The sequence below is a fragment of the Paenibacillus montaniterrae genome, assembly GCF_018403185.1.
Classification (GTDB): domain Bacteria; phylum Bacillota; class Bacilli; order Paenibacillales; family Paenibacillaceae; genus Pristimantibacillus; species Pristimantibacillus montaniterrae.
This window is the reverse complement of record NZ_BOSE01000001.1, coordinates 342,595-363,151: the sequence shown is the minus strand read 5'-3', so window position 1 is coordinate 363,151 and position 20,557 is coordinate 342,595. Positions and strand designations below refer to the sequence as shown.

General features: G+C 42.7%; 13 protein-coding genes and 1 other annotated feature. Of the genes, 11 read left to right on the top strand and 2 right to left on the bottom strand.

Features of this window, described 5'->3' with window-relative positions:
* Positions 1-201: 201 nt before the first annotated feature.
* Entirely contained in the window at positions 202-1,038 is an 837-nt protein-coding gene (locus tag KJS52_RS01740; RefSeq protein ID WP_213512914.1) for a MerR family transcriptional regulator, read from the bottom strand.
* 131 nt (positions 1,039-1,169) lie between these two features.
* Between KJS52_RS01740 and KJS52_RS01735 the strand changes: the two genes are divergently transcribed.
* The 10 genes from KJS52_RS01735 to KJS52_RS01690 all read left to right on the top strand — a co-directional run bounded on the left by KJS52_RS01735 (position 1,170) and on the right by KJS52_RS01690 (position 17,836).
* A complete protein-coding gene (locus KJS52_RS01735) occupies positions 1,170-2,906 on the top strand; it encodes an ABC transporter ATP-binding protein (RefSeq protein ID WP_213512913.1) in 1,737 nt (578 codons plus the stop codon).
* Positions 2,899-4,716 (top strand): ABC transporter ATP-binding protein, encoded by a 1,818-nt coding sequence (locus KJS52_RS01730; protein ID WP_213512912.1) that lies wholly within the window; start codon positions 2,899-2,901, stop codon positions 4,714-4,716. Before KJS52_RS01735 ends, KJS52_RS01730 begins: the two co-directional genes overlap by 8 nt.
* Before the next feature lie 134 nt (positions 4,717-4,850).
* Positions 4,851-5,104 (top strand) — a binding site (T-box leader).
* A gap of 65 nt (positions 5,105-5,169) precedes the next feature.
* Positions 5,170-6,849, top strand: a complete 1,680-nt coding sequence (locus tag KJS52_RS01725; protein WP_213512911.1) for a glutamine--tRNA ligase/YqeY domain fusion protein — start codon at positions 5,170-5,172, stop codon at positions 6,847-6,849.
* Positions 6,850-7,182: 333 nt separating this feature from the next.
* Positions 7,183-8,025, top strand: a complete 843-nt coding sequence (locus tag KJS52_RS01720) for a bifunctional 5,10-methylenetetrahydrofolate dehydrogenase/5,10-methenyltetrahydrofolate cyclohydrolase (protein ID WP_213512910.1) — start codon at positions 7,183-7,185, stop codon at positions 8,023-8,025.
* Between the two features lie 363 nt (positions 8,026-8,388).
* Positions 8,389-9,750, top strand: a complete 1,362-nt coding sequence (locus tag KJS52_RS01715; RefSeq protein WP_246563039.1) for a tyrosine-type recombinase/integrase — start codon at positions 8,389-8,391, stop codon at positions 9,748-9,750.
* A complete protein-coding gene (locus KJS52_RS01710; RefSeq protein ID WP_213512909.1) occupies positions 9,750-11,879 on the top strand; it encodes a site-specific integrase in 2,130 nt (709 codons plus the stop codon). Before KJS52_RS01715 ends, KJS52_RS01710 begins: the two co-directional genes overlap by 1 nt.
* Positions 11,845-12,321, top strand: coding sequence for a hypothetical protein (locus KJS52_RS01705; RefSeq protein WP_213512908.1), 477 nt, complete (start codon positions 11,845-11,847; stop codon positions 12,319-12,321). The genes KJS52_RS01710 and KJS52_RS01705 overlap by 35 nt, the downstream gene beginning before the upstream one ends.
* Before the next feature lie 556 nt (positions 12,322-12,877).
* On the top strand, positions 12,878-13,621 hold the full coding sequence (locus tag KJS52_RS01700; RefSeq protein WP_246563037.1) for a GNAT family N-acetyltransferase: 744 nt from the start codon (positions 12,878-12,880) through the stop codon (positions 13,619-13,621).
* 721 nt (positions 13,622-14,342) lie between these two features.
* Positions 14,343-15,512: an MFS transporter gene (locus KJS52_RS01695; protein ID WP_213512907.1), complete on the top strand. Its 1,170-nt coding sequence runs from the start codon at positions 14,343-14,345 to the stop codon at positions 15,510-15,512.
* A gap of 59 nt (positions 15,513-15,571) precedes the next feature.
* On the top strand, positions 15,572-17,836 hold the full coding sequence (locus KJS52_RS01690) for an alpha/beta hydrolase family protein (RefSeq protein ID WP_213512906.1): 2,265 nt from the start codon (positions 15,572-15,574) through the stop codon (positions 17,834-17,836).
* 164 nt (positions 17,837-18,000) lie between these two features.
* Here KJS52_RS01690 and KJS52_RS01685 read toward each other — a convergent pair whose 3' ends face one another.
* Positions 18,001-19,236, bottom strand: coding sequence for an MFS transporter (locus KJS52_RS01685; protein ID WP_213512905.1), 1,236 nt, complete (start codon positions 19,234-19,236; stop codon positions 18,001-18,003).
* Between the two features lie 155 nt (positions 19,237-19,391).
* Here KJS52_RS01685 and KJS52_RS01680 point away from each other — a divergent pair, with 155 nt between their 5' ends.
* Complete coding sequence (locus tag KJS52_RS01680; protein WP_213512904.1) at positions 19,392-20,354, top strand: helix-turn-helix domain-containing protein; 963 nt, start codon at positions 19,392-19,394, stop codon at positions 20,352-20,354.
* Positions 20,355-20,557 lie beyond the last annotated feature (203 nt).

The window sequence follows — 20,557 nt, the reverse complement described above, 5'->3', positions numbered from 1 at the left end:
AGAATTACTTAAATACAATTAGAAGATCAAGAAATCTTATAATGAATCGAGTAATATGTAATGCGGAGAAAATACCTGCGACCTGATGATGTCATGAAAGCATTTATAATTCACTAAAGTAGGGTAGGGGCTAACCACAAAGCCGGCTCATAGGGGCCGGCTTTGTGGTCAGCCCCTATCAATATGCACGAGCACGATCTACTAAGGAAAATGATAACCATCTACTGGTTCCTCAATGTGCACCATAACCCGAACAAGATAATCCTCTGCATGTTGCAATACGATCTCATCCTGCATGTAATCCTCGTAAGCATCGCCCTTAATGACGTACTGTTTCTTCTTGATATATTCAAAGATTTGTGTATAGATCTTCTCGGTATCCCCGTAATCTGCTCTGGCATAAGACACAAGATAGAAACCCTCCGGCATATAGGCCTGTTTGTGATGCGTTGTCGTCATAAAGCTGTACATATGGGAGATCATGTCGCCATCCGCCTTCAGCAGATCATCCTTGGGAATGATGACCCCACTAGGGTATCCAAGTGGCGCATGCTCCTTGTTCAGCCGCGCCCGAAAATCCTCCCAGAGCTCCTCTGAGAACTCCTTTTTGGATGAGTAGATGCGGCGGCTCAGAAGCAAGGGGGTTTTAGGCTGCCAGATGACATGCATTTGGTTGGTGTCCAGATGCATGGATTGCTCTATATTTTCCGCACGCTGTATAATCATTTGTTTCGCCCGAGTCAGTTTAGTGATCTGCAGCTGCAGATTTTCCTCCTGTTTACGCAGCAAATTAAGGGTAGTTTCCGGAGAACGCTCACCGAGATGCTGCTGAATTTCCTCCAGGGACATGCCCAGCTCTTTGAAAATATGAATAACGCTGATCGTTTCAAACTGGCTGTGGCTATAATAGCGATAACCATTATCCGCCACAAAGGCAGGTTTGAACAGACCGATGCGGTCGTAGTAAATGAGGGTTTTACGCGAAACCTCGGACAGCTTGGAAAAAGCACTAATGGATAACATTTCATTTGGATGCATAAGTACCCCCAAATCAAAAAAAGTAGATTGACTGTATAGTTACTATACAGTTTATAATACATCTGTTCTGATAGCCAGTCTACTTTTAGATCGCAGATCAGTGTGTTTATTTCTTGATGAGGAGAATGCTTATGGTAAGGAAAATACTGCAAAGTGTACGGGAATATAAGAAAGATACGTGGCTGACGCCTTTGTTTTTACTTGGTGAAGTGGCCATGGAAGTCATAATCCCGCTGTTTATGGCAGAATTAATTGATCAGGGGATCACGGGGGGGCAGATGAATCAGGTGGTGAAGTACGGCTTGATTCTGGTGTTGTTTGCTCTTGTGTCCCTGGTATTTGGGGCGCTGGCGGGCAAGCATTCTGCGATTGCCATGTCTGGGTTTGGTAAAAATTTGCGTTACGACCTGTTCCGTCATGTGCAGCAGTTGTCGTATTCCAATATGGATAAATTCTCGACCTCAGGTATCGTCACCAGACTGACTACGGATATTACGCATGTGCAAAATGCATTTCTGATGATTATCCGGATTGCCTTTCGCAGTCCGGTAATGATGATCTTTGCGACGATTATGACGTATCGCATCAGTCCGTCTATTGCTTCTTGGTTCATGATTGTTATCCCTGTGCTGGCCATTGGCATGATCATCATCATGAAGTATTCTTTCCCGATTTTTGAGCGTGCTTTTGGCAGTTATGATGATCTGAATAAAGTTGTCCAGGAAAATGTACGCGGCATTCGAGTCGTAAAATCTTATGTGCGAGAAGAGCGTGAGATATCCAAGTTTCAGGCCGTATCCCAGCGGATATTGGCACAGATGGTTAAGGCAGAACGCATTCTGTCGTACGAACTTCCACTGATGCAAATTGTGCTGTATGCCGTGATGCTGATCATCTCATGGATTGGAGCCAAACTGGTTGTGGGTGGAAGCATGACTACCGGCGAGCTTACGAGTGTATTCGCGTATTCCATGCAAATTCTAATGAGCTTGATGACCCTGGGCATCGTAGTTATTATGGTTGCTATTGCTCGCGCTTCGGCGGGACGGATTAATGACCTGTTAAGTGAACAGTCCGACATTACCAGTCCCGATTCGCCAGTTACAGAGCTGCACAGTGGAGAGATTGAATTCCGTAAGGTGTCCTTCCGTTACTCCGACAAAGCCGAGAATTATGCCCTGTCTGGTATTAATCTGCGAATTGCTTCGGGACAGACGATCGGTATTATTGGAGCTGCGGGCAGTGCAAAGTCCACCTTGGTGCAACTGATTCCGCGTCTATATGATGCCAGCGAGGGTGAAGTCCTTGTTAGTGGAGTCAATGTGAAGGAATATGATCTAAGTGTGCTTCGCAGCCAGGTCGCGATGGTATTGCAAAAAAATGTCCTGTTTGAAGGCACGATTAAGGAGAACCTGCGTTGGGGCAATGAAAATGCGACCGATGAAGAGCTGATTGAAGCATGCAAAGCGGCGCAGGCACATGAGTTTATTTCCATGTTCCCGGATGGATATGACACTCACTTGGCACAAGGCGGTACTAACGTTTCGGGAGGTCAGAAGCAGAGACTGTGTATTGCCAGAGCTTTGCTCAAAAAACCGAAGATTCTGATTCTGGATGATTCCACCAGCGCTGTAGATACACGGACAGACGCGTTAATCCGCAACGTTTTCAAGGAAAGCATACCGGATACAACCAAAATTATTATTGCCCAGCGTATTGCATCTGTTGAAGATGCTGATCAGATTGTCGTAATGGATGAAGGCAAGATGGTGGATATCGGAACCCATGAGGAACTGCTGGGCAGAAACACAATATATCAAGAGGCTTATTATACACAGAAGAAAGGCGGGGAAGCACTGGATGGATAACATGAATTACGGTCAGACGATAAAACGTTTGCTATCCTATTTTAAATATTACAAATTCAGAACGGCATTGGCGCTGATTCTGGTTCTGGTTAGTTCCGCCGTCTCTGTCGCTTCAGCGGCCTTTCTGCGATTGCTGATCGACGACTTTATTACGCCGTTGCTCGGAAATCACAATCCAGTGTTTGACGCCTTATTACAGGCTTTAATCATCCTGGCTGTAATCTACGCTGCTGGAGTCATTAGTACGTTTGTCTCGAAACGGCTGATGATTACCGTCTCACAGCAGATTATGAAAAGGATTCGTGACCGCTTATTCGAACACATGCAGAAGCTGCCTATTAAATATTTTGACCGTAAAGCCCACGGGGATATTATGAGTCATTACACGAACGATGTGGACACGCTGAACATGATGCTGACGGATGGATTGCCCCAGCTGTTGTCCACTGCGGTGACAGTGTTGGTCGTTCTCGGTACGATGTTATATCTGGATGTGCCGTTAACGATCGTGGTTGTGCTAGGTGCACTTGCCATGCTCTGGATTACCAAAACCGTGGGTACTAAGGCAACCCAGCACTTTTTCCGGCAGCAGGAATCGATCGGTGTGGTGGATGGATATATTGAGGAGATCATTCATGGGCAAAAAGTGGTGCAGGTGTTCGGTCGCGAACAAAAAGCGATGGAACAATTTGCCCGCCTGAATGACGAATTATTTGACAACTCGGTAACAGCTAACAAATATTCGAATATCCTCATGCCAATCAATGCAAATCTTGCCACATTAATCTACGTGCTTGTGGCTATTGCGGGCGGAGCTATGGCGATATCGGGCTGGAATGCCGGGCTGACTCTTGGAAGTATCGCAGCTTTTCTGAGCTTGTCCCGTAATTTTACGATGCCGATTGCCGAAATCTCCTCGCAGGTCAACATGTTTGTCGTGGCTCTTGCAGGGGCACAGCGGATCTTTAACTTGATGGATGAACAGCCTGAAGCAGATGAAGGCCGTGTAACCTTGGAGAAAAATCAGGATCAGACCGGATGGGTCTGGAAACTGGAGGATGGAACAAGCGTTGTTCTGAAAGGCAAAGTGGAGTTTAAAGACGTCAGCTTTACGTATGATGGAAAGAAACAAGTGCTTCAGAATATTACGTTATATGCCATGCCTGGACAGAAACTCGCGTTCGTAGGTGCAACGGGTGCGGGCAAGACTACCGTAGCCAATCTGTTGAATCGTTTTTACGATATAACAGAAGGCGAGATCATCTACGATGGCATTAATATTCAGCGTATTCGAAAAGCAGATTTGCGGCATTCTCTGGGAATTGTACTGCAGGATACCCATCTGTTCTCCGGTACGATAGCTGAGAACATTCGATACGGAAGACTGGAGGCCAGTGACGATGAGGTGATCCATGCTGCGAAGCTGTCGTATGCGGCGAGTTTTATTGAACGTTTGCCTGACGGGTATGAGACACGGCTTGATGGCAGCGGCAATGGACTGTCACAGGGACAGTGTCAACTGCTGGCGATTGCCAGAGCGGCGATTGCTAATCCGCCCGTCATGATTCTGGATGAAGCAACATCATCCATCGATACTCGAACAGAAGCGCTGATCCAGAAGGGTATGGATAATCTGATGAAGGGTCGAACCGTGTTTGTGATCGCCCACCGGTTATCTACCGTACGAAATTCCGATGCCATTATGGTTCTTGAAAAAGGCCAAATCAAGGAACGCGGGGATCACGAGCAGCTGCTGGCGGCTAAAGGAAACTATTATCAATTGTACACAGGTGCCTTTGAGTGGGATTAACGGAAACATTCAAGCAGCAACTAATGTATCAATTCATCAACGCATCAATGCAACGATAAAGAGATTGGTAAAAAGTTTAAAGTTAGAATTTTAGTTTACAAAAAAGGGAATGATTTGATATTATTAAGCCATAATCAAACGCGATGACGAGAAGAGTAAGGGAAAATGTCCTTGCACAGAGAGCTCCGGTAGCTGAAAAGGAGTCAAGAACTTTTCCAAGAAGCAAGCCTCTGAGCAGCATGTCGGAACCGTATCTGGGGATGGCATGACGGGAGCTCCCGTTACAGAGCTAGAGTATAAGCATTGGATGCAATGCCGTACTTGAAGAGGTTAATATGGCGACATATTAATGAAGCTGGGGTGGCACCACGAAAATTTCGTCCCCAAGACATAAGGTCTTGGAGGTGAAATTTTTTTTATTTTTCCATATCCAGTTCATTAGGAGGAGTCGACATGGTTAACGATAAGGAACACCATACTGAAAATTTTATGTTTAGATGGATTAAGGAAGAGCTTGACCAGAATCCTTTTGGCAGAAATATGTGCACGCGCTTTCCACCCGAGCCTAATGGTTACCTTCACATTGGAAGCGCCTATGCCATACACACGAACTATTCGGTAGCTCAAACATTTAATGGGACATTTCATTTGCGTTTTGATGATACCAACCCCCTTAAAGAGGATATCGAGTACGTTAACGCGATCGTTGAGGACATAAAGTGGTTAGGATACGATCCGGGTAAACATATCTACTTTGGATCGGACTACTCACACGAAATCTATCATGCCGCGGTTAAATTGATCAAGAAGGGGAAGGCATACGTCTGTGATTTGTCACCGAACGAAGTGACAGAGTATCGAGGAACTTTGACTGAGCCAGGTAAAAACAGCCCTTATAGATATCGTTCAGTTGAGGAAAATCTGGAGCTGTTTGAAAAAATGAAAGATGGAAAATTCTCGGCTGCTTCTAAGGTTGTTCGCGCCAAAATTGATATGGCTTCGCCCAATATAAATATGCGAGATCCTATTATTTATCGAATTATTTTTTCTGAGCATTACAGAACAGGAAGTGAATGGTGCATCTATCCTATGTACGATTTTGCTCATCCGATCCAGGACGCAATTGAAGGAATCACTTACTCCTTATGCTCAGTTGAATTTAAAGATCACCGTCCCTTGTACGAATGGGTATTAAAAGAGCTTGATATCTCTGATCCTCCGCGGCAAAGGGAGTTTGGGCGGCTAAATTTAACAGGCGTTGTCACAAGCAAACGTTTTTTAAGGCAAATGGTAGAAGGCGGTTACGTTGACGGGTGGGATGATCCAAGACTTCCAACGATTCAAGGGCTTAGAAGAAGAGGTTTCACGCCGGAAAGCATCCGTAGCTTCATCGAGACAATTGGCGGAATTCGAACGGAAAGTATGGTGGACATATCGCTCTTAGATCATTGCCTCAGACAGGAGTTAAAAGGAAAATCGATTAACGTAATGGCGGTATTGCACCCTTTGAAAGTCGTCCTTACAAACTATCCTGAAGATGACGTAGAGATGCTAATGATTGAAAACAATAGTGAAAACGAGGCGATGGGGAAGAGAGAAGTTCCTTTTTCCAAAACGATTTATATCGAGCGTAATGATTTTTTGGAGCAGCCGCCAAAGGGTTTTCACAGGCTAAGTCCAAATGCAGAAGTCAGGCTGAAAGGAGCTTATTTCATCAGGTGTGAAGAAGTGATCAAGGACCGTGAAACAGGAGAAATCACAGAACTTCACTGCACCTATGACCCGCTTACGAAGAGTGGCACTGGGTTTACAGGACGAAAGGTGAAGGGGACAATTCATTGGGTTCCAGCGGACCAGGCTGTTAAGATTGATGTTAATCTCTATGAAAAAATGCTGCTTGATGAAGAAACTTCGATGGAAGGTGGCAAGGAGTGGACTGAAAAGATAAATCCTAACTCATTGGTTACCATACAGGACGTACTTATTGAGCCTTCTATTAAAGATTTCCCTCTGGAAGAGAAATTCCAATTCATCCGACATGGCTACTTTTGCGTTGATAGTAAGTATAGAACCCATGATCAGCTGATATTTAACCGAATAGTTCCGCTAAAGGATAGTTGGAGCAATAAATAGTGTACTACGATGGCCCACATAGAAATCCATCGGGGATAGTAGCTCTATGACATGACGGCAGTTGGCCAACGGCTGCCGTTTTTCAACTAACGTTTGAAGCATGATCGCCAACCACAAGCAAACCTTACACTAAGGTATAATCCAAGTCTCTAGGATAAAAGAAGCTATCGAGGAAGCCTTAAACACGGTTATAAACAATAAACTTGCTCTTCCTTGGCGTAAACGTGGAGTACCACGAGGGAGCACATATTTGTATAGCCGTACGCCTGGGCAGAGGTAAGGGGTTCTAATCCCTTACCTCTTTATGTTTAGAAAGGGCTGGTTAAAAAGAATATGGAAAAATTAATTCTAGACGGGAATCGAGTGGCAGACAGCATCAAGGGAAATTTGATTGATCGAATAACGGAGCTTTCTAAGAAGGGAATAGTACCTTGCCTAGCAACGATATTAGTTGGTGATAATCCTTCATCGAAGACATATGTACGTATGAAGGGGAATGCATGCAAAAGGCTAGGGATGCAATCGATCCGAATAGATCTCCCTGCGGACATTACTACGGACGAATTAATATCGCAAATTAATAAGCTAAACCATGATCCAGATGTGCATGGGATATTGTTGCAACATCCAGTGCCACATCATATAGACGAGCGGGCAGCGTTTGATGCTATTAGCATCGAGAAGGATGTCGACGGAGTAACTACTCTTGGATATGCACTCAATGCTTTTGGTGCTGCTACATTTCCATCTTGCACCCCAGCTGCTATCATGGCTATTCTTGAATATTACAACTTACAAGTTGAGGGCAAACACGCAGTAGTTATCGGCAGAAGCCCAATCCTCGGAAAGCCAGTATCTGCAATGCTTTTAAATAAAAACGCGACCGTTACAACATGCCACTCCAGAACAATAAATTTAGAAGATATTGTTCGACTCGGGGATGTAGTAGTTGCGGCTGTAGGAAAACCGAATTTTGTTCGAGGGGATTGGATAAAGCCGGGGGCCATTGTCCTGGACGCTGGTTACAACGAAGGAAATGTCGGAGATGTAGACTTTAATGAATGTCTGGAAAATGCCTATGCAATTACTCCAGTTCCTGCTGGAGTCGGACCAGTGACAATTGCCACCTTGTTGAAGCACACTGTGGACGCAGCCGAAAAGTCGTTGTTGCGCTAACGGAAACGTTAGTTCAACAACACAGCGGTAGCCTATAACTTTATTTTCTCATTCATTACAGTGCGAAGATAAATGATCGTTAAAAACAAAACCCTTCACATACACAAAGTGGAGGGTTTTTACTAGATAATCTAACAAATAAAAATAGAAGTATATAGTTCAGTGAACCATAGAAAATATCAGTATCAAGGGATCTAACGATATTTATACATATGTACAAAATACTACGTAATATTAATATATAAGTTTTGTTGACGAGGCTTTGATACTGCTGTATTTTCATATAGTGTTACACATCATATGTGGACATCCATTTCATAGGAACGGAAATGTCCTTTTTTGTGTAAAAGATAGGTGGAGGTAATGGAGGTAATGGCTTCATTTTTTCATGCATATTGTCCTGAAGGAGTGAACAGCAAATACCGTCTCATTGTTTTTGACGATAAGAAGGAGGCGTTCATTCCTCTTACAGAGTTTTATCATGATCAGTTCAACAGGATCAGTGAGAGTTCCGTAATCGCATATTTAAACACCTTAGAGCCATTCTTTTATTGGTTAAAGTACAAAAGCTACTACAAAGCCAGAAAGGTTTCTTGGGATGATGATCCAGAGGCTGTTAAGGAAGCTGTAAGGCAATATTTAATAGAACAGATGAATTGTAAGATTCGTGGCAGAGACGGACATGAAGGCGTGTACTTAACGAGTAAAAGCTCCAAAACTGTTCAACTGTATCTGTCCGCTATTAAAGGTTTTTATAAGACCATGATTCGCTTAAAGAAGTATACACAGGCCAATCCACTTATCGATTTAGAATATAAAGATAGTGTTTCTGAACAACCAGGGGAAAGGGGGAACAGACCAAGGATGCCCAAAGCGGCAGGTACCGAGGAACCGCTATCTTTCAGAAAACAAACAGATTCTTATTTTAAGATCATCAATGAAGAATGGGTACCTGAGATCATTGGAGATTGGGATCTGCCATACCGCATTTACCAGGCTGGGGATACTCAGGGTTGGCGACTAAGGGATGAAGTAATAACCAGATTTATGTTTGAAACAGGGGCGAGAATATCTGAGATATTAGAGCTTACTGTTGGGGATTACAGAAAACGTTCGGATATCCATGAACTAGCTGCTACGAATAAAGGCAGCTTTAAGCGACGAATCAAGTTCATTCGGATATCCCCTGAAACATTAAAGTTATTAATAAAATACGTGAACTCAGAGCGACGTCATTTCGCAAGCACACAAGTAAAATTCAACGACTTGCCTGATGGCGAACCATTATTTTTATCAACCAGGGGTACTCCATACACATACTCAGCTTTTTATTCAAATTGGTCTACCATCACCAAAAATGCCGGGATCAAACTAAATCCACATAAAGCAAGGCATTGGTTTGTGACTTCCATGTTGCGCGGCATTTATGAGCAATCTGAAACAGCTGCCCAAATCGAAGACAAGAAGAAGCAGCTTATTGAATATATGAAATGGCGAGACCCAGAGACATTAAGCGTGTATGAGCATTATTACGATGAACAGAAATTCCGAGATTTACATGAGAAGCTTCAGGAGAGCTACATGCAACGCGAGAAAGAGTACTTCAAATCAGCTAAGAAGCGCTCAGTGGTCAAATCACCTGAAATACTTATGGCTTTTGAGCTTAAGAGCTCCGATGAGAAACAAGACTGGTTAAATGAATTTTTTGAAGGGATGGAACCGTAGTGTCTACAGCAGTGCAATTACAAGAGGAAATCCAAGACAAAACCTGGGGAGCCCTTCTTAGCGGTAAAATATCGGAGGAACTGTTACTTTTGTCTGATCCAAACGGAGATTACTACTGGGATAAAGTTGAGGAGAAAAATATCAAATATTTTGTTCGGCAATGTGCAGCTCATCCGTGGGCAAACCATTTTGCATTAGCGCTTATATGTTTGTCCGATCGAAATTTAACACCACAATCGATTATGAATATCACGAGTTCTCTGAATGCTCGATTTCGGGATTTGTTCAATCATTTTAAGCTGTCGGCCATGGAGGAGTTTTTGCCAACACACATAGAGCAGTACGTAACAGGTCAAATTCTGCCTGGTCATTCTGATCGACAGCGGCAATCGATTTTGACAGGCTACAACACCTTTATGTTTAATCTGAAAAAATGGTTGGGTACGAAGTTTAACGATGAAAAGCAGACTGCTCTTTCCGCGTATCTGCTTCCTAATCTTCCTTATGATAATAGAGATTTTAGCGTTCGTACAAAGGCCATTACTAATGCAAAAACCAAGCGAAAAGAAGACACTTCGGCTGTAACACCTTTATTGCCTGAAATAAGGGCAGAGGGGCATCTTAGATGGAATCAAGTGAGCCGGCTGCGTGAAGCCTACCGTAAGGCCATTATGAACGTTAGAGAGCAGCGATTGGCACTTCCAATAGAATTTCATTACGATGAATCAGAATATGTAGGTGAACGATGGCATTTTATTCTTAGAGATCTTAAAGGCTTTGGCCAGTCCCAAGGTGAGAATAAGCGTTACAGAGATTTTAAAGACGAGGACTGTATTCTTGAATTTGTTAAAGCGGAAAAGTTAGAGGACGGGTCTGAAGGTGAGGGGCTGTGGTTTTTAGAGCTTCTAAGGCTAAGGCTGTTGGGTAACTGGGCCCCTGAGCAAGTCTCGGATGAACGAAGAGAAAAAATAGTTGATTATCTTAATCATTGGGGGTACGAGATAGAAGATGGTGGGAAAATACCCTCCCCATTTTCTACCAGGAACCCAGGCCTGCTGGTTCAAGGATTTGACGTAACACGAACTGCCAAGATTACGAATAAACTCCTAATTAACATCGAGCCAATCTATGTGGCATGTACGTTCGCAAGATTTGCACTCGATATTATAACATCATCTGGTGCCAGAATTAATGAACTGCTGCAAATTAGTTATGATAAAGACTGCTGTGTGGTGACGGTAGATAAAAGTGTTAGTCCGCCAAGAAAAAACTACATTTTCCGGTTGATCCCTAAAGGAAGGGAAGAGCCAGAGAATTATTATTTGCCAGAAGAAGTCTTTAAGTTTATGTCAGAAATTCTGAAAATGCTTAAGGAATCCTATAAGTCCGATTCCATTCCAGAGGTCGAGTATGATGTTGATAGCAGGAAACATCTATTGCCGCCGAAAAGATATATTTTTCAGTACCAGTCGAGACACGTTAACGTTATAACACTTAATGCGATCCTTCGTTTTCTTTTACACGGTATTGTGATTCAATCAGCAGAAGGCAATCAAGTTGTTTTGAAAGCTCATCTGTTGAGACATGCATTTGCGACACATGCGGTTCAAACGGAAAAAATACCGGTCGACATTGTGAAAACGTTGCTCCATCAAAAGGATATTGAGGTGACTTCATACTATTCTGCACCTACAGCTCAACAGGTTTCCGAATCAATAAACTCGCTTCACGAAAACTGGATTTCATATGTCGATATCCAAAAGGGTATTCTTAGGGGACCGGAAGAGCTTAAAGAGCTTTATGAAGATTATCGAGAAAAGGTAGGAACCATGTCAAAGGTAGTTGGAGGCATCTGTACCATTGACTCGGTATGCCCGACTAAAATGGCTTGTGTCGGATGTGGAGCGAAAGTTCCACGACCGGAGTTTAAAGAAGAAATAGCTGCCTTTTATAATTGGGCGGACGAGAGTGAAAAACGATTTGAACAGTTGGGGTTACTCCTTGAAGCAAAGAAGATGAAAATAGCTAAAAATAGAGCTAAAAATGAACTTAAGGAGATCCAACTGATAGAGAAATCTCAAAAGGATGAGACATATGCACCGGAAATTCGTATCTCCTCAAACAAATGAACTGGAATGGCTTCAAGCATCTTACGACAAGAGGAAGAACCGTTCACTTGAACTTGGTGTAAAAGCGATCGATACACTTATCAAAGAGGGTAAAACGGTTTCATACAGAACTGTATCGGACAAATCTAAAGAAATAGATCCAGACGGATTAGGAATACATCAAAATACAATCCGAAAGAATCAAGAGCTTCATAATCATTTTCTTCAGCACAGTACTACTAAGGCTTATAGGCCTCGCAAAAGGTCACACAAGACCTTAGACAATGATTTAGATGCATTCAAGCACATTAAACAGGATCGTGACATAGATCGAGTTCGACAGCGCTATATGCAGCTCACTAAGCCGGAGTTGGTCGAATTACTGATACGGATGGAACAGTATATTGCGTATCAGAATCAGTATTGGCTGAAAAGTGAATTTGAAAAGTATATAAATGAGTAAACCTAACTTTGGTTTGTTAAATCGAACGGTACTGCCCGGCAATCAATCGGCAGCCTTGTTGTGCGGCGCCACAAAACAGCTTAAATAAAATGATCGAAAACAGTATATCTTTAAATGTAATTAAGCAGACTTATGTCGTTTTTGTGAGACACATGTCTGCTTAATTAATGACCACGCCGAAACAACTATGCTTGAATAAAGGTCATAGGCTGGGTGGGGCGTTAGGCTATAGGGCAGATTACGTCAACAAAAAAATAAAACCGGCACAATTATATGCCGATTAACCATTAGCCAATATGCAAAAAGGGTAGCCTAAAAAAGTCATGGATACATAATAGTATATAAAAAAATTCAACATAAGTCTATTATTTTTTTGGTGTAAATTGTATGTTATTTATGCGACCGCGGCGCAAAACGATAAGGGATGAAGGGAGAAGTCCCGCATAATTACGCTCAGAAAAATTACATTGGAAAACCGACGCTCTATATTTAACTTGGAAGAACCAAAAGAACAACGGCGCTTCGTTGCGTCCCAGAAGCGAAAGGAAGGGTAACTATGATAATGACACAAAAAGAAATGCTGTTCATTGTGCAATCACAACTTGCTATTGACCTGAATTGCTCTGTCGATGACCTGAACGGCGAAAAGGATAGCATTATTTTTGTTGAAGCTAAAGAAAATCCTGGATGCAGACCATTTCCGAGGAAGGCACGTTATTTCGAAATCTTGTCTATGGGAAAATCAATTGTAGTATCGGCTACACCCGAACGGTTGTTAATTGCCAAAACACAGATGCAGGGTAAAAACAGGGATACCGTATTCTCCTTACCATTTATCAGAGGTCTTTACTTGCATTTTCTGCCTGATGTAAAAAGAATTAAGCCAATGTCACCGCCGAAATTTTTTTCATTTGATCTGATTCAGCGAGAAGAAGTGGTCAGTTTATTTGATGTTACAAAATTCAATGAAGCTATTATATATGATACGAATCTTCCCTGGCAGACTGATCTAGCTGTGCTTGCAAAGCAAGATGGGGAAATTGTTGGTGTGGCAGGAGCAAGCAAAACCTGTACAAAACTGTGGCAAATTGGCATAGAAGTATTACCCAAATATCGTAATTTGGGATTGGCTAGTTATCTTGTAAGCAGGTTAACTTTTGAAATATTGGAACGTGGAGAGATACCGAGTTATGACGTAATCGCAAGTAACATTGCTTCACAAAGAGTAGCTCACCGATTAGGGTATTTTCCCGCGTGGGTGTCTGATTGGCGATGCAATTTTGAAGGACTTGAACAGTAGTAAATTTGTAAAAACACGAGACAAATCTTCAAGTTTTGTCTCGTGTTTTAGTTGTACAGTTTTGTGTTAAAACTTGTTTTAGTTGTACAGTTTTGTGTTAAAACACAACTTATTATTTTGCATCTGAAAAAACGGGGAATATAATGTATGACACTAAATAAGGATCTATATAAAACAAGGCATTTAATCGATTTACATACATATGTACAAAATACGAGTTTTATGAAGTAGTAATAGGAAGATTTATAAAGGGCTTTGCGACTTCATTTTTTTCTGTCCGTTCACCCGTTGCATTAATTGATTTTCTTGTAGGTAAGACTTTTAGGAAGTCTTCTTTGACTAAACTCTTTTGCTGCTAAAAGCTTCAGTCTCATCTCCGCTTGCCAATCCATACTTAGTGCAAACATTAGTAAAAACAACCGGAATGTCGTATGCCTTTTCCTCAGTAGCACTTGCACTATGCCATCGTTGAAGCGATATCTTTTTTCAGTAATATCATGATGATAGATATTAATCTCTCAATCCTATCCATCAGATCCATAAGTTCCCCCTCTTTTTTTCTTCAGCATGAAACAGTGACATACATCTGTCACCTCTTATAAATTATACTACATACAGATCAGTTACTTGATAACGCAATATCCAACAAACAGTAACTCATTCTGAAAAGTGGTCTTCCAACTGAAGGCCACTTTTTAATATAACGATGGAGGCTCGCTTTATGAAAAATAGCTATTCTACTCTTATCTTTTTTCTGGCTTTAGGTATATTTGGCATTATAACGACTGAAATGGGGATGATCGGAGTTCTTCCCCTAGTCACTCAAAAGTTTCACATAGCGCCCTCGGAGGCCGGGTATCTGGTGAGTGCATTTGCTTTAATCGTTGCCATTTCAGGCCCATTCCTAACATTACTCGCTTCGGGCATGAATCGAAAAGCGATCTTACTATCCGCTATCCTGATGTTCGCCATCTCTAATTGGGTGTATGCTTATACTACCAGTTTCGAAGTTATGCTGGCATTCCGGATTGTTCCTGCATTTTTTCATCCTGTCTTTTTTTCGATTGCGCTTGCGACCGCTGTCAGTCTTGTTCCTCCGGAAAAGAGCGGCAAAGCGGTCACCCAGGTTATGGCCGGAGTAACCGTTGGATTCGCTTTTGGCGTACCTATTACATCCTATCTCTCTACAAAAATTTCGTTGGAAGCTGCTTTTCTGTTTGGAGCTATTGTGAGCGTCATTGCATTTATAGGCATACTGGTCTGGTTGCCTTCAACGCCTGTCAAGGGAAGAATGTCTTTCGGCAAGCAGCTTGGCATATTGCGCAAACCTCAATTGTGGTTAACGATCTTGATCGTGGTGATGATCTTTTCAGGAATGAGTTCAGTTTATAGCTACTTTGCAGAATATCTCGGAGAAATCACCCATATGAACGGTACCTGGATCAGCGTGATGTTGATGATCTTTGGCGTCACCATGATTGCAGGGAACTTCTTGTTCGGGTTCTTTCTGAACAAAAGCATGACAAAAACGGTTATCCTGTTTCCTCTCGTATATGCGGTTATTTACTTATTTACTTATTATTGGGGCTCTCATTTTTGGCCAATGGCGGTCATCGTATTTGTGTGGGGTGCTGTGCATTCAGGGGGGCTTATTCTAAGTCAAGTCTTGTTGATGACTGATGCCAAGGAAGCACCCGAATTCGGCAACAGCTTATTTGTTTCCTTTTCTAATGTTGGCATCACTGTAGGGACATGGATCGGCGGCTTGTTTATTTCCCGGTTGGGCGCGCATCAGCTTATGTGGAGCGGTATTGTGCTTTTGTCACTTGCTTTCATATTGATCATAATAAAGATAGCCATTTCCAATGAAAAAAGCTTCGTTTACCACTGATTTTATCCAGCGTTAAATCGTGTAAGCGAACTGAACAGAATTCGAAAGGCGGAACATCCATGAAATTAAACCGTTCAAATACTCAAAAGGGAGTTAAAAGAAGGTTATTACCTAAGCTTTCTCTTCCAAGAGTCCCTCCCCTTGACTCAAGTTGGAAGGGAGCTGTAATCACTTTATCTCTCGTCACGTTATCCATTGTATTCGTGCAAGCGTACTATTATCTTGGATCTCGGGGCATTACGGACTACTTCTTAGGTACATTACTATCCCTGGCTGCAATCCTGCTTGTTGCGGGCATCATTGCCGGGCTGTTACATTGGGCGAAAAAAATACCTTCCCGTTATATATGGTTTATGACTGCTTCGTTTTGTTTGCTGCTGATCAGCTTTTTAGGGCCCATGCCTCTAACGTTGCTTGTTCTTTTTTCCATCATCCTTTCCTCTTCCCTGCTTGGCGCCTTGCTTTATCGCTTAATGAAGGGAGCATATCGCGATGCCGCAAGATGGGTGAAAGTAACGGCAGGCGGGGGCGCAGCTGCGGTCTTTGTTTTGATCTGCGTGCTGGGATACTGGCTCACGAGCGATGGCTACGCTAAGCTTCAAGTTCCCTACCCACTGCAAACCGTCAAAACATCAGAGCAATACCAGACAACAATGGCTGATCCGGCGGAACCCGGAGCATTTCGCGTAAAATCCATAACCTATACTAGTGATCCAACGTACCGCAAGGATCTTGACGTCGAAGGGCGACTGACGACTGAATCCGTCGACGGTTCGGCCTTTGTGGGCAACTGGAGTTCCCGGCGCACCAACACTTTTGGCTTTGGTCCGGAAGCCATGCCGTTAAACGGAACGGTCTGGTATCCTGATGGCGATGGCCCCTTCCCACTAGTGTTAATTGTTCACGGGAACCATCTAGCGACCGACTTTTCCGATCCGGGCTATGCCTATTTGGGCAATTTGCTAGCAAGTCGTGGATATATTTTGGCTTCGATTGATGAGAACTTTCTGAATATTTCCCCGTACGACGATCTGTTTATTCTTGATGGACTGAAGGACGAAAATCGCGCTAGAGGTTGGTTGTTACTGGAGCATTTGAAGACATGGGATGAGTGGAACTCCGTTGAAGGTAATCCGTTCTATGGCAAAGTCGACATGCAACATATCGCGCTGATGGGACATTCTCGGGGAGGCGAAGCCATCGCAATAGCTGCAGCTTATAATGACTTGACGACATATCCCGAGGACGCAAGCATCAAGTTCGACTACCATTTCAACATTCGTTCCCTTATTTCAATTGCTGGTACCGACATGCAATACAAACCGAGCGGTCAACCCATTGAACTCCAGGACGTTAACTATTTAGCCCTGCACGGCTCCAACGATATGGACGTTAACTCTTTTGTTGGAGCGAATCAATATTACCGTACTCAATTCTCAGATAACAACGAATTCTTCAAAGCTTATGTTTACATTTATGGCGCGAATCATGGACAGTTCAACACTGCATGGGGAAGACACGATGCTGTAGGCGTTGGAAACATGCTGTTTAACAACGCCGAACTTCTCCCTGGCGAACAACAGTTTCGCGCGGCGGAAGTGCTGATCTCATCCTTTTTAGAGGCCACACTCAAGGAAAATGAGCAATACCGAACGGTGTTTAAAGATCTGGGATACGCCAGGGAATGGCTCCCCGAAACGATGTATATTAGCAATTATTGGGATGGGAACACCACTATGATCAGCAGCTTTGAAGAGGATTATGATCCTGGGACAACGACGTTGCCCGGTGGACGCTTGGAGGGAGAGTCACTTAAAGCCTGGAAGGAAGACAAAGTGAAAATGGAACTTACGGATGACCAATACAGCGCGGTTTCCTTGGAGTGGGATAACAAGGCTGCACGATCCACTCCTGCCTATACAGTCATTCTGCCCGATTCTGGTATCGAAATGTCTGATGAAAGCACCATTGTATTTTCGATAGCAAACAATGATGCAGATCGTAAGACCGGTGAACCGGACGCGTTAGTCGATTTGACGGTATCTGTGGAAGATAAAAATGGCAACGTCAGCCGCTTGCTGTTAAGCCACGTGTCTCCCCTACTTCCCATGTTTGAAGGAGTTCTCGCAAAACGGCCGCTTGGATTCCTTCAGACAATCAAGGAGCCGATCTTTCAAAACTTTTCCTTTGATGTATCTGACTTGATCGAAGCCAACTCCAACTTGATGCCGCAGGACATCAGAAAAATCAGCTTTGTTTTTGACCAAACCGCGAAAGGTAACATTTTGATTAAGGACATCGGCATTAGAAACAACAAACACTAGCAGAAAATGACCTAATTAATGATAGCGCGCATATATTATAAATATCCCATCTTGAACTGCGTACATTACGTCAGTTTCAAGATGGTTTTTATTTTCAACACTCGCCGTGTCCCATATGATTTAAGGACACGACGTTTAATAACAACACAACACGCTGGCAATGCTTAGATCAATTCCCCACGCTTTTTTAAATACCAATACAAAATGCAGCCGCAAACGGCACATAGAAGAGCGCATAACCCAATAAAGCCATAGCCTGCCTGTAGTCCGCGCAGCAAGCCAACGGAGTCTCCTTCACCGTAAAGCTTTTTAACCATTTCTATAATAAAACCGATCACATAGTTGCCGATAACGCTGCCAAGTCCCATTAGTGTAACAGTAAAGGTGATCGCCGTATCGCTTCCACGCGGATACCGTTTGGCAATAAAGGCCATAACAGTTGGATAAATCATTGCAATCCCAATACCTGCTGCTGCAAAAAGAAAAGACCACTGCTCCCCTCCAACAATAGCAACAAACGTACATATTGCTGAAAAGCCCGAAAAAATAATGAGAGAAAAAGTAAATCCAATTCGATCTGTCACAGGACCCAACAGTAGTCTAGCAATCGCAAATAGAAGAAAAAATATAGACAACATGCCGGAAGCTTTAACTGTGCTCCAGTGGTAAGCTTTTTCCAGAAAATTTACTAGCCAGCCTCCTACAGCCAATTCAGATACAACTCCGAATGAGAGAATCAGCACCATCCACCATAAAGCAGGGTCTCGCACCAATTCTTTAAAAGGAAGCCTGCTTTCACTCGGAAGATCATCCCCAGGAAATGAACTGCGCAAGGCAGTCAAAATCGGTAACAAGGCTAAAGCAAGCATGACTAGGTACATGCCGCGCCAATCAAGCGTTAGTCCAAACAGCTGAACAGACATGACTCCCGTTGCAACTAGAGGTGCGACCGTTGAACTTAAGCCGTAAAAAGCATGGGATAAATTCATCATTGTTCCCGTATTTTTGACAAAGATTCTGGCTCCCAATATCGCCAGTGCAATCTCCAGCATCCCATTTCCGATATACATCAAAAAATAAGAAGCAGCAAAGAGCGAATAAGTATGCGATACAAATATAAACACACCAGAAATCAACATGGAGGCAAAAGCTAAAATACTCGCTGCTTTAATCCCCCATTTTCGTACTAGAACAGCAGTAAACGAGCAAGCAATTAAATATCCTAAGGCATTCAAGGATAACAAACTGCCCAATTGTTCTTCATTTAAATTAAAATCAAACTGAATCCTTGGAATCGCAGGGCCTTTAATATTCTCTGAGATGCCGAAAACAATAAAACCTAAAAAGATAGTAGCAAGCTGCCAGGCATATACCTTGTTAAATTTGTTAGTTCGCTGCATTAATTCTGAATGCCTCCTAAATCAATTCACCCTATAATTTACAGTCATCTTGCAATAGCTTTACAGTACAGGTAGTATTATATCATCGAACAAACACCGTTCAAGCCACTTTATTCTCATAAAGTATAACTATTTTCCCAGAAAGGATGATTTCGATGAGGATCGATGCCATGCCGCTAGATAAAACGTTTTTTGAAAATACTCAGCATGGTCAGCTCGACTTCCCCATTCAGTTTTATGTGGATGAATTGCATAAATTCCTTAATCGTAGAGTGCCTCTCCATTGGCACTTTGAGCCGGAGTTCTTTGTTGCCCGCGGAGGGACAGTATTGGTTCAAGTGGGTCATCACCGTATTGAATTAGAAGCTAATGATGGCATCTTCATCAGTAGTAATACCTTGCACTGCTTTGAACAAAAAAGCGAATATGATGTTTGTGAATGCCCTAACATCGTATTTTCTGCCGAGTTGATCGCTCCGCATACCAGTATCCTATATAAAAAATATATAATGCCAATTCTTGGCGATAAAAATTTGCCTTATGTCGTTTTACATGCCCAAGAAGCTTGGCATAACGAAATTCTAAAAAAGCTGGAAAAGATTTTTGCTTTGCTTCAGCAATACGGCGCTGAGAGCAGCTATGGTTCATTTCCTTTTCTCGATTTTAGTGTTGATTCGATCTCAGAAGTTGGCTTCGAAATGCAGGTACAATGCCTGCTCAATCAGATATGGTTATCATTTGTTGAACACCGGGATCAGCTTCCTCCCGTTACTACTGATAAACGAGAACTGCAATATCAGGTGAGGCTTCAGAACATGCTTTCATATATTCAAAAAAATTACATGAGCGCTGTGACTCTCCAGAATATTTCGAACGCTGCAAATATTAGTAAAAGTGAGGCGTCACGGTGCTTTCATTCCTATATGAAATGTTCGCCTGGAGAATATTTATTGCAATACCGGATTGAAGCTGCGAAACGTCTTTTACACAGCACTACCCGTTCTATCCAGGAAATCTGTTCGGAGTGTGGTTTTAATTCTCCCAGCTACTTTATTAGAATGTTTAGAAAAAAAGTCGGAATAACACCTGGAGCGTATAGAAAGGAAAACTCCATTTAATTGATTGCTCTGTCCAACAAAAAAAGCCGCTATTAGCGGCTAAAATGGATTTCCTTTAATTAAATTCTGTTTAATGCGTCCCCCTGCTCGCCCCTATGGTACATATCTGTTCCGTGATAACCGATCTCGTCCACAATTAGCTCTTTATCCGTCTCGCTATAGGGTCTGTAGCTTGAGGCGGATTAGATTCATAAATCGGCGTT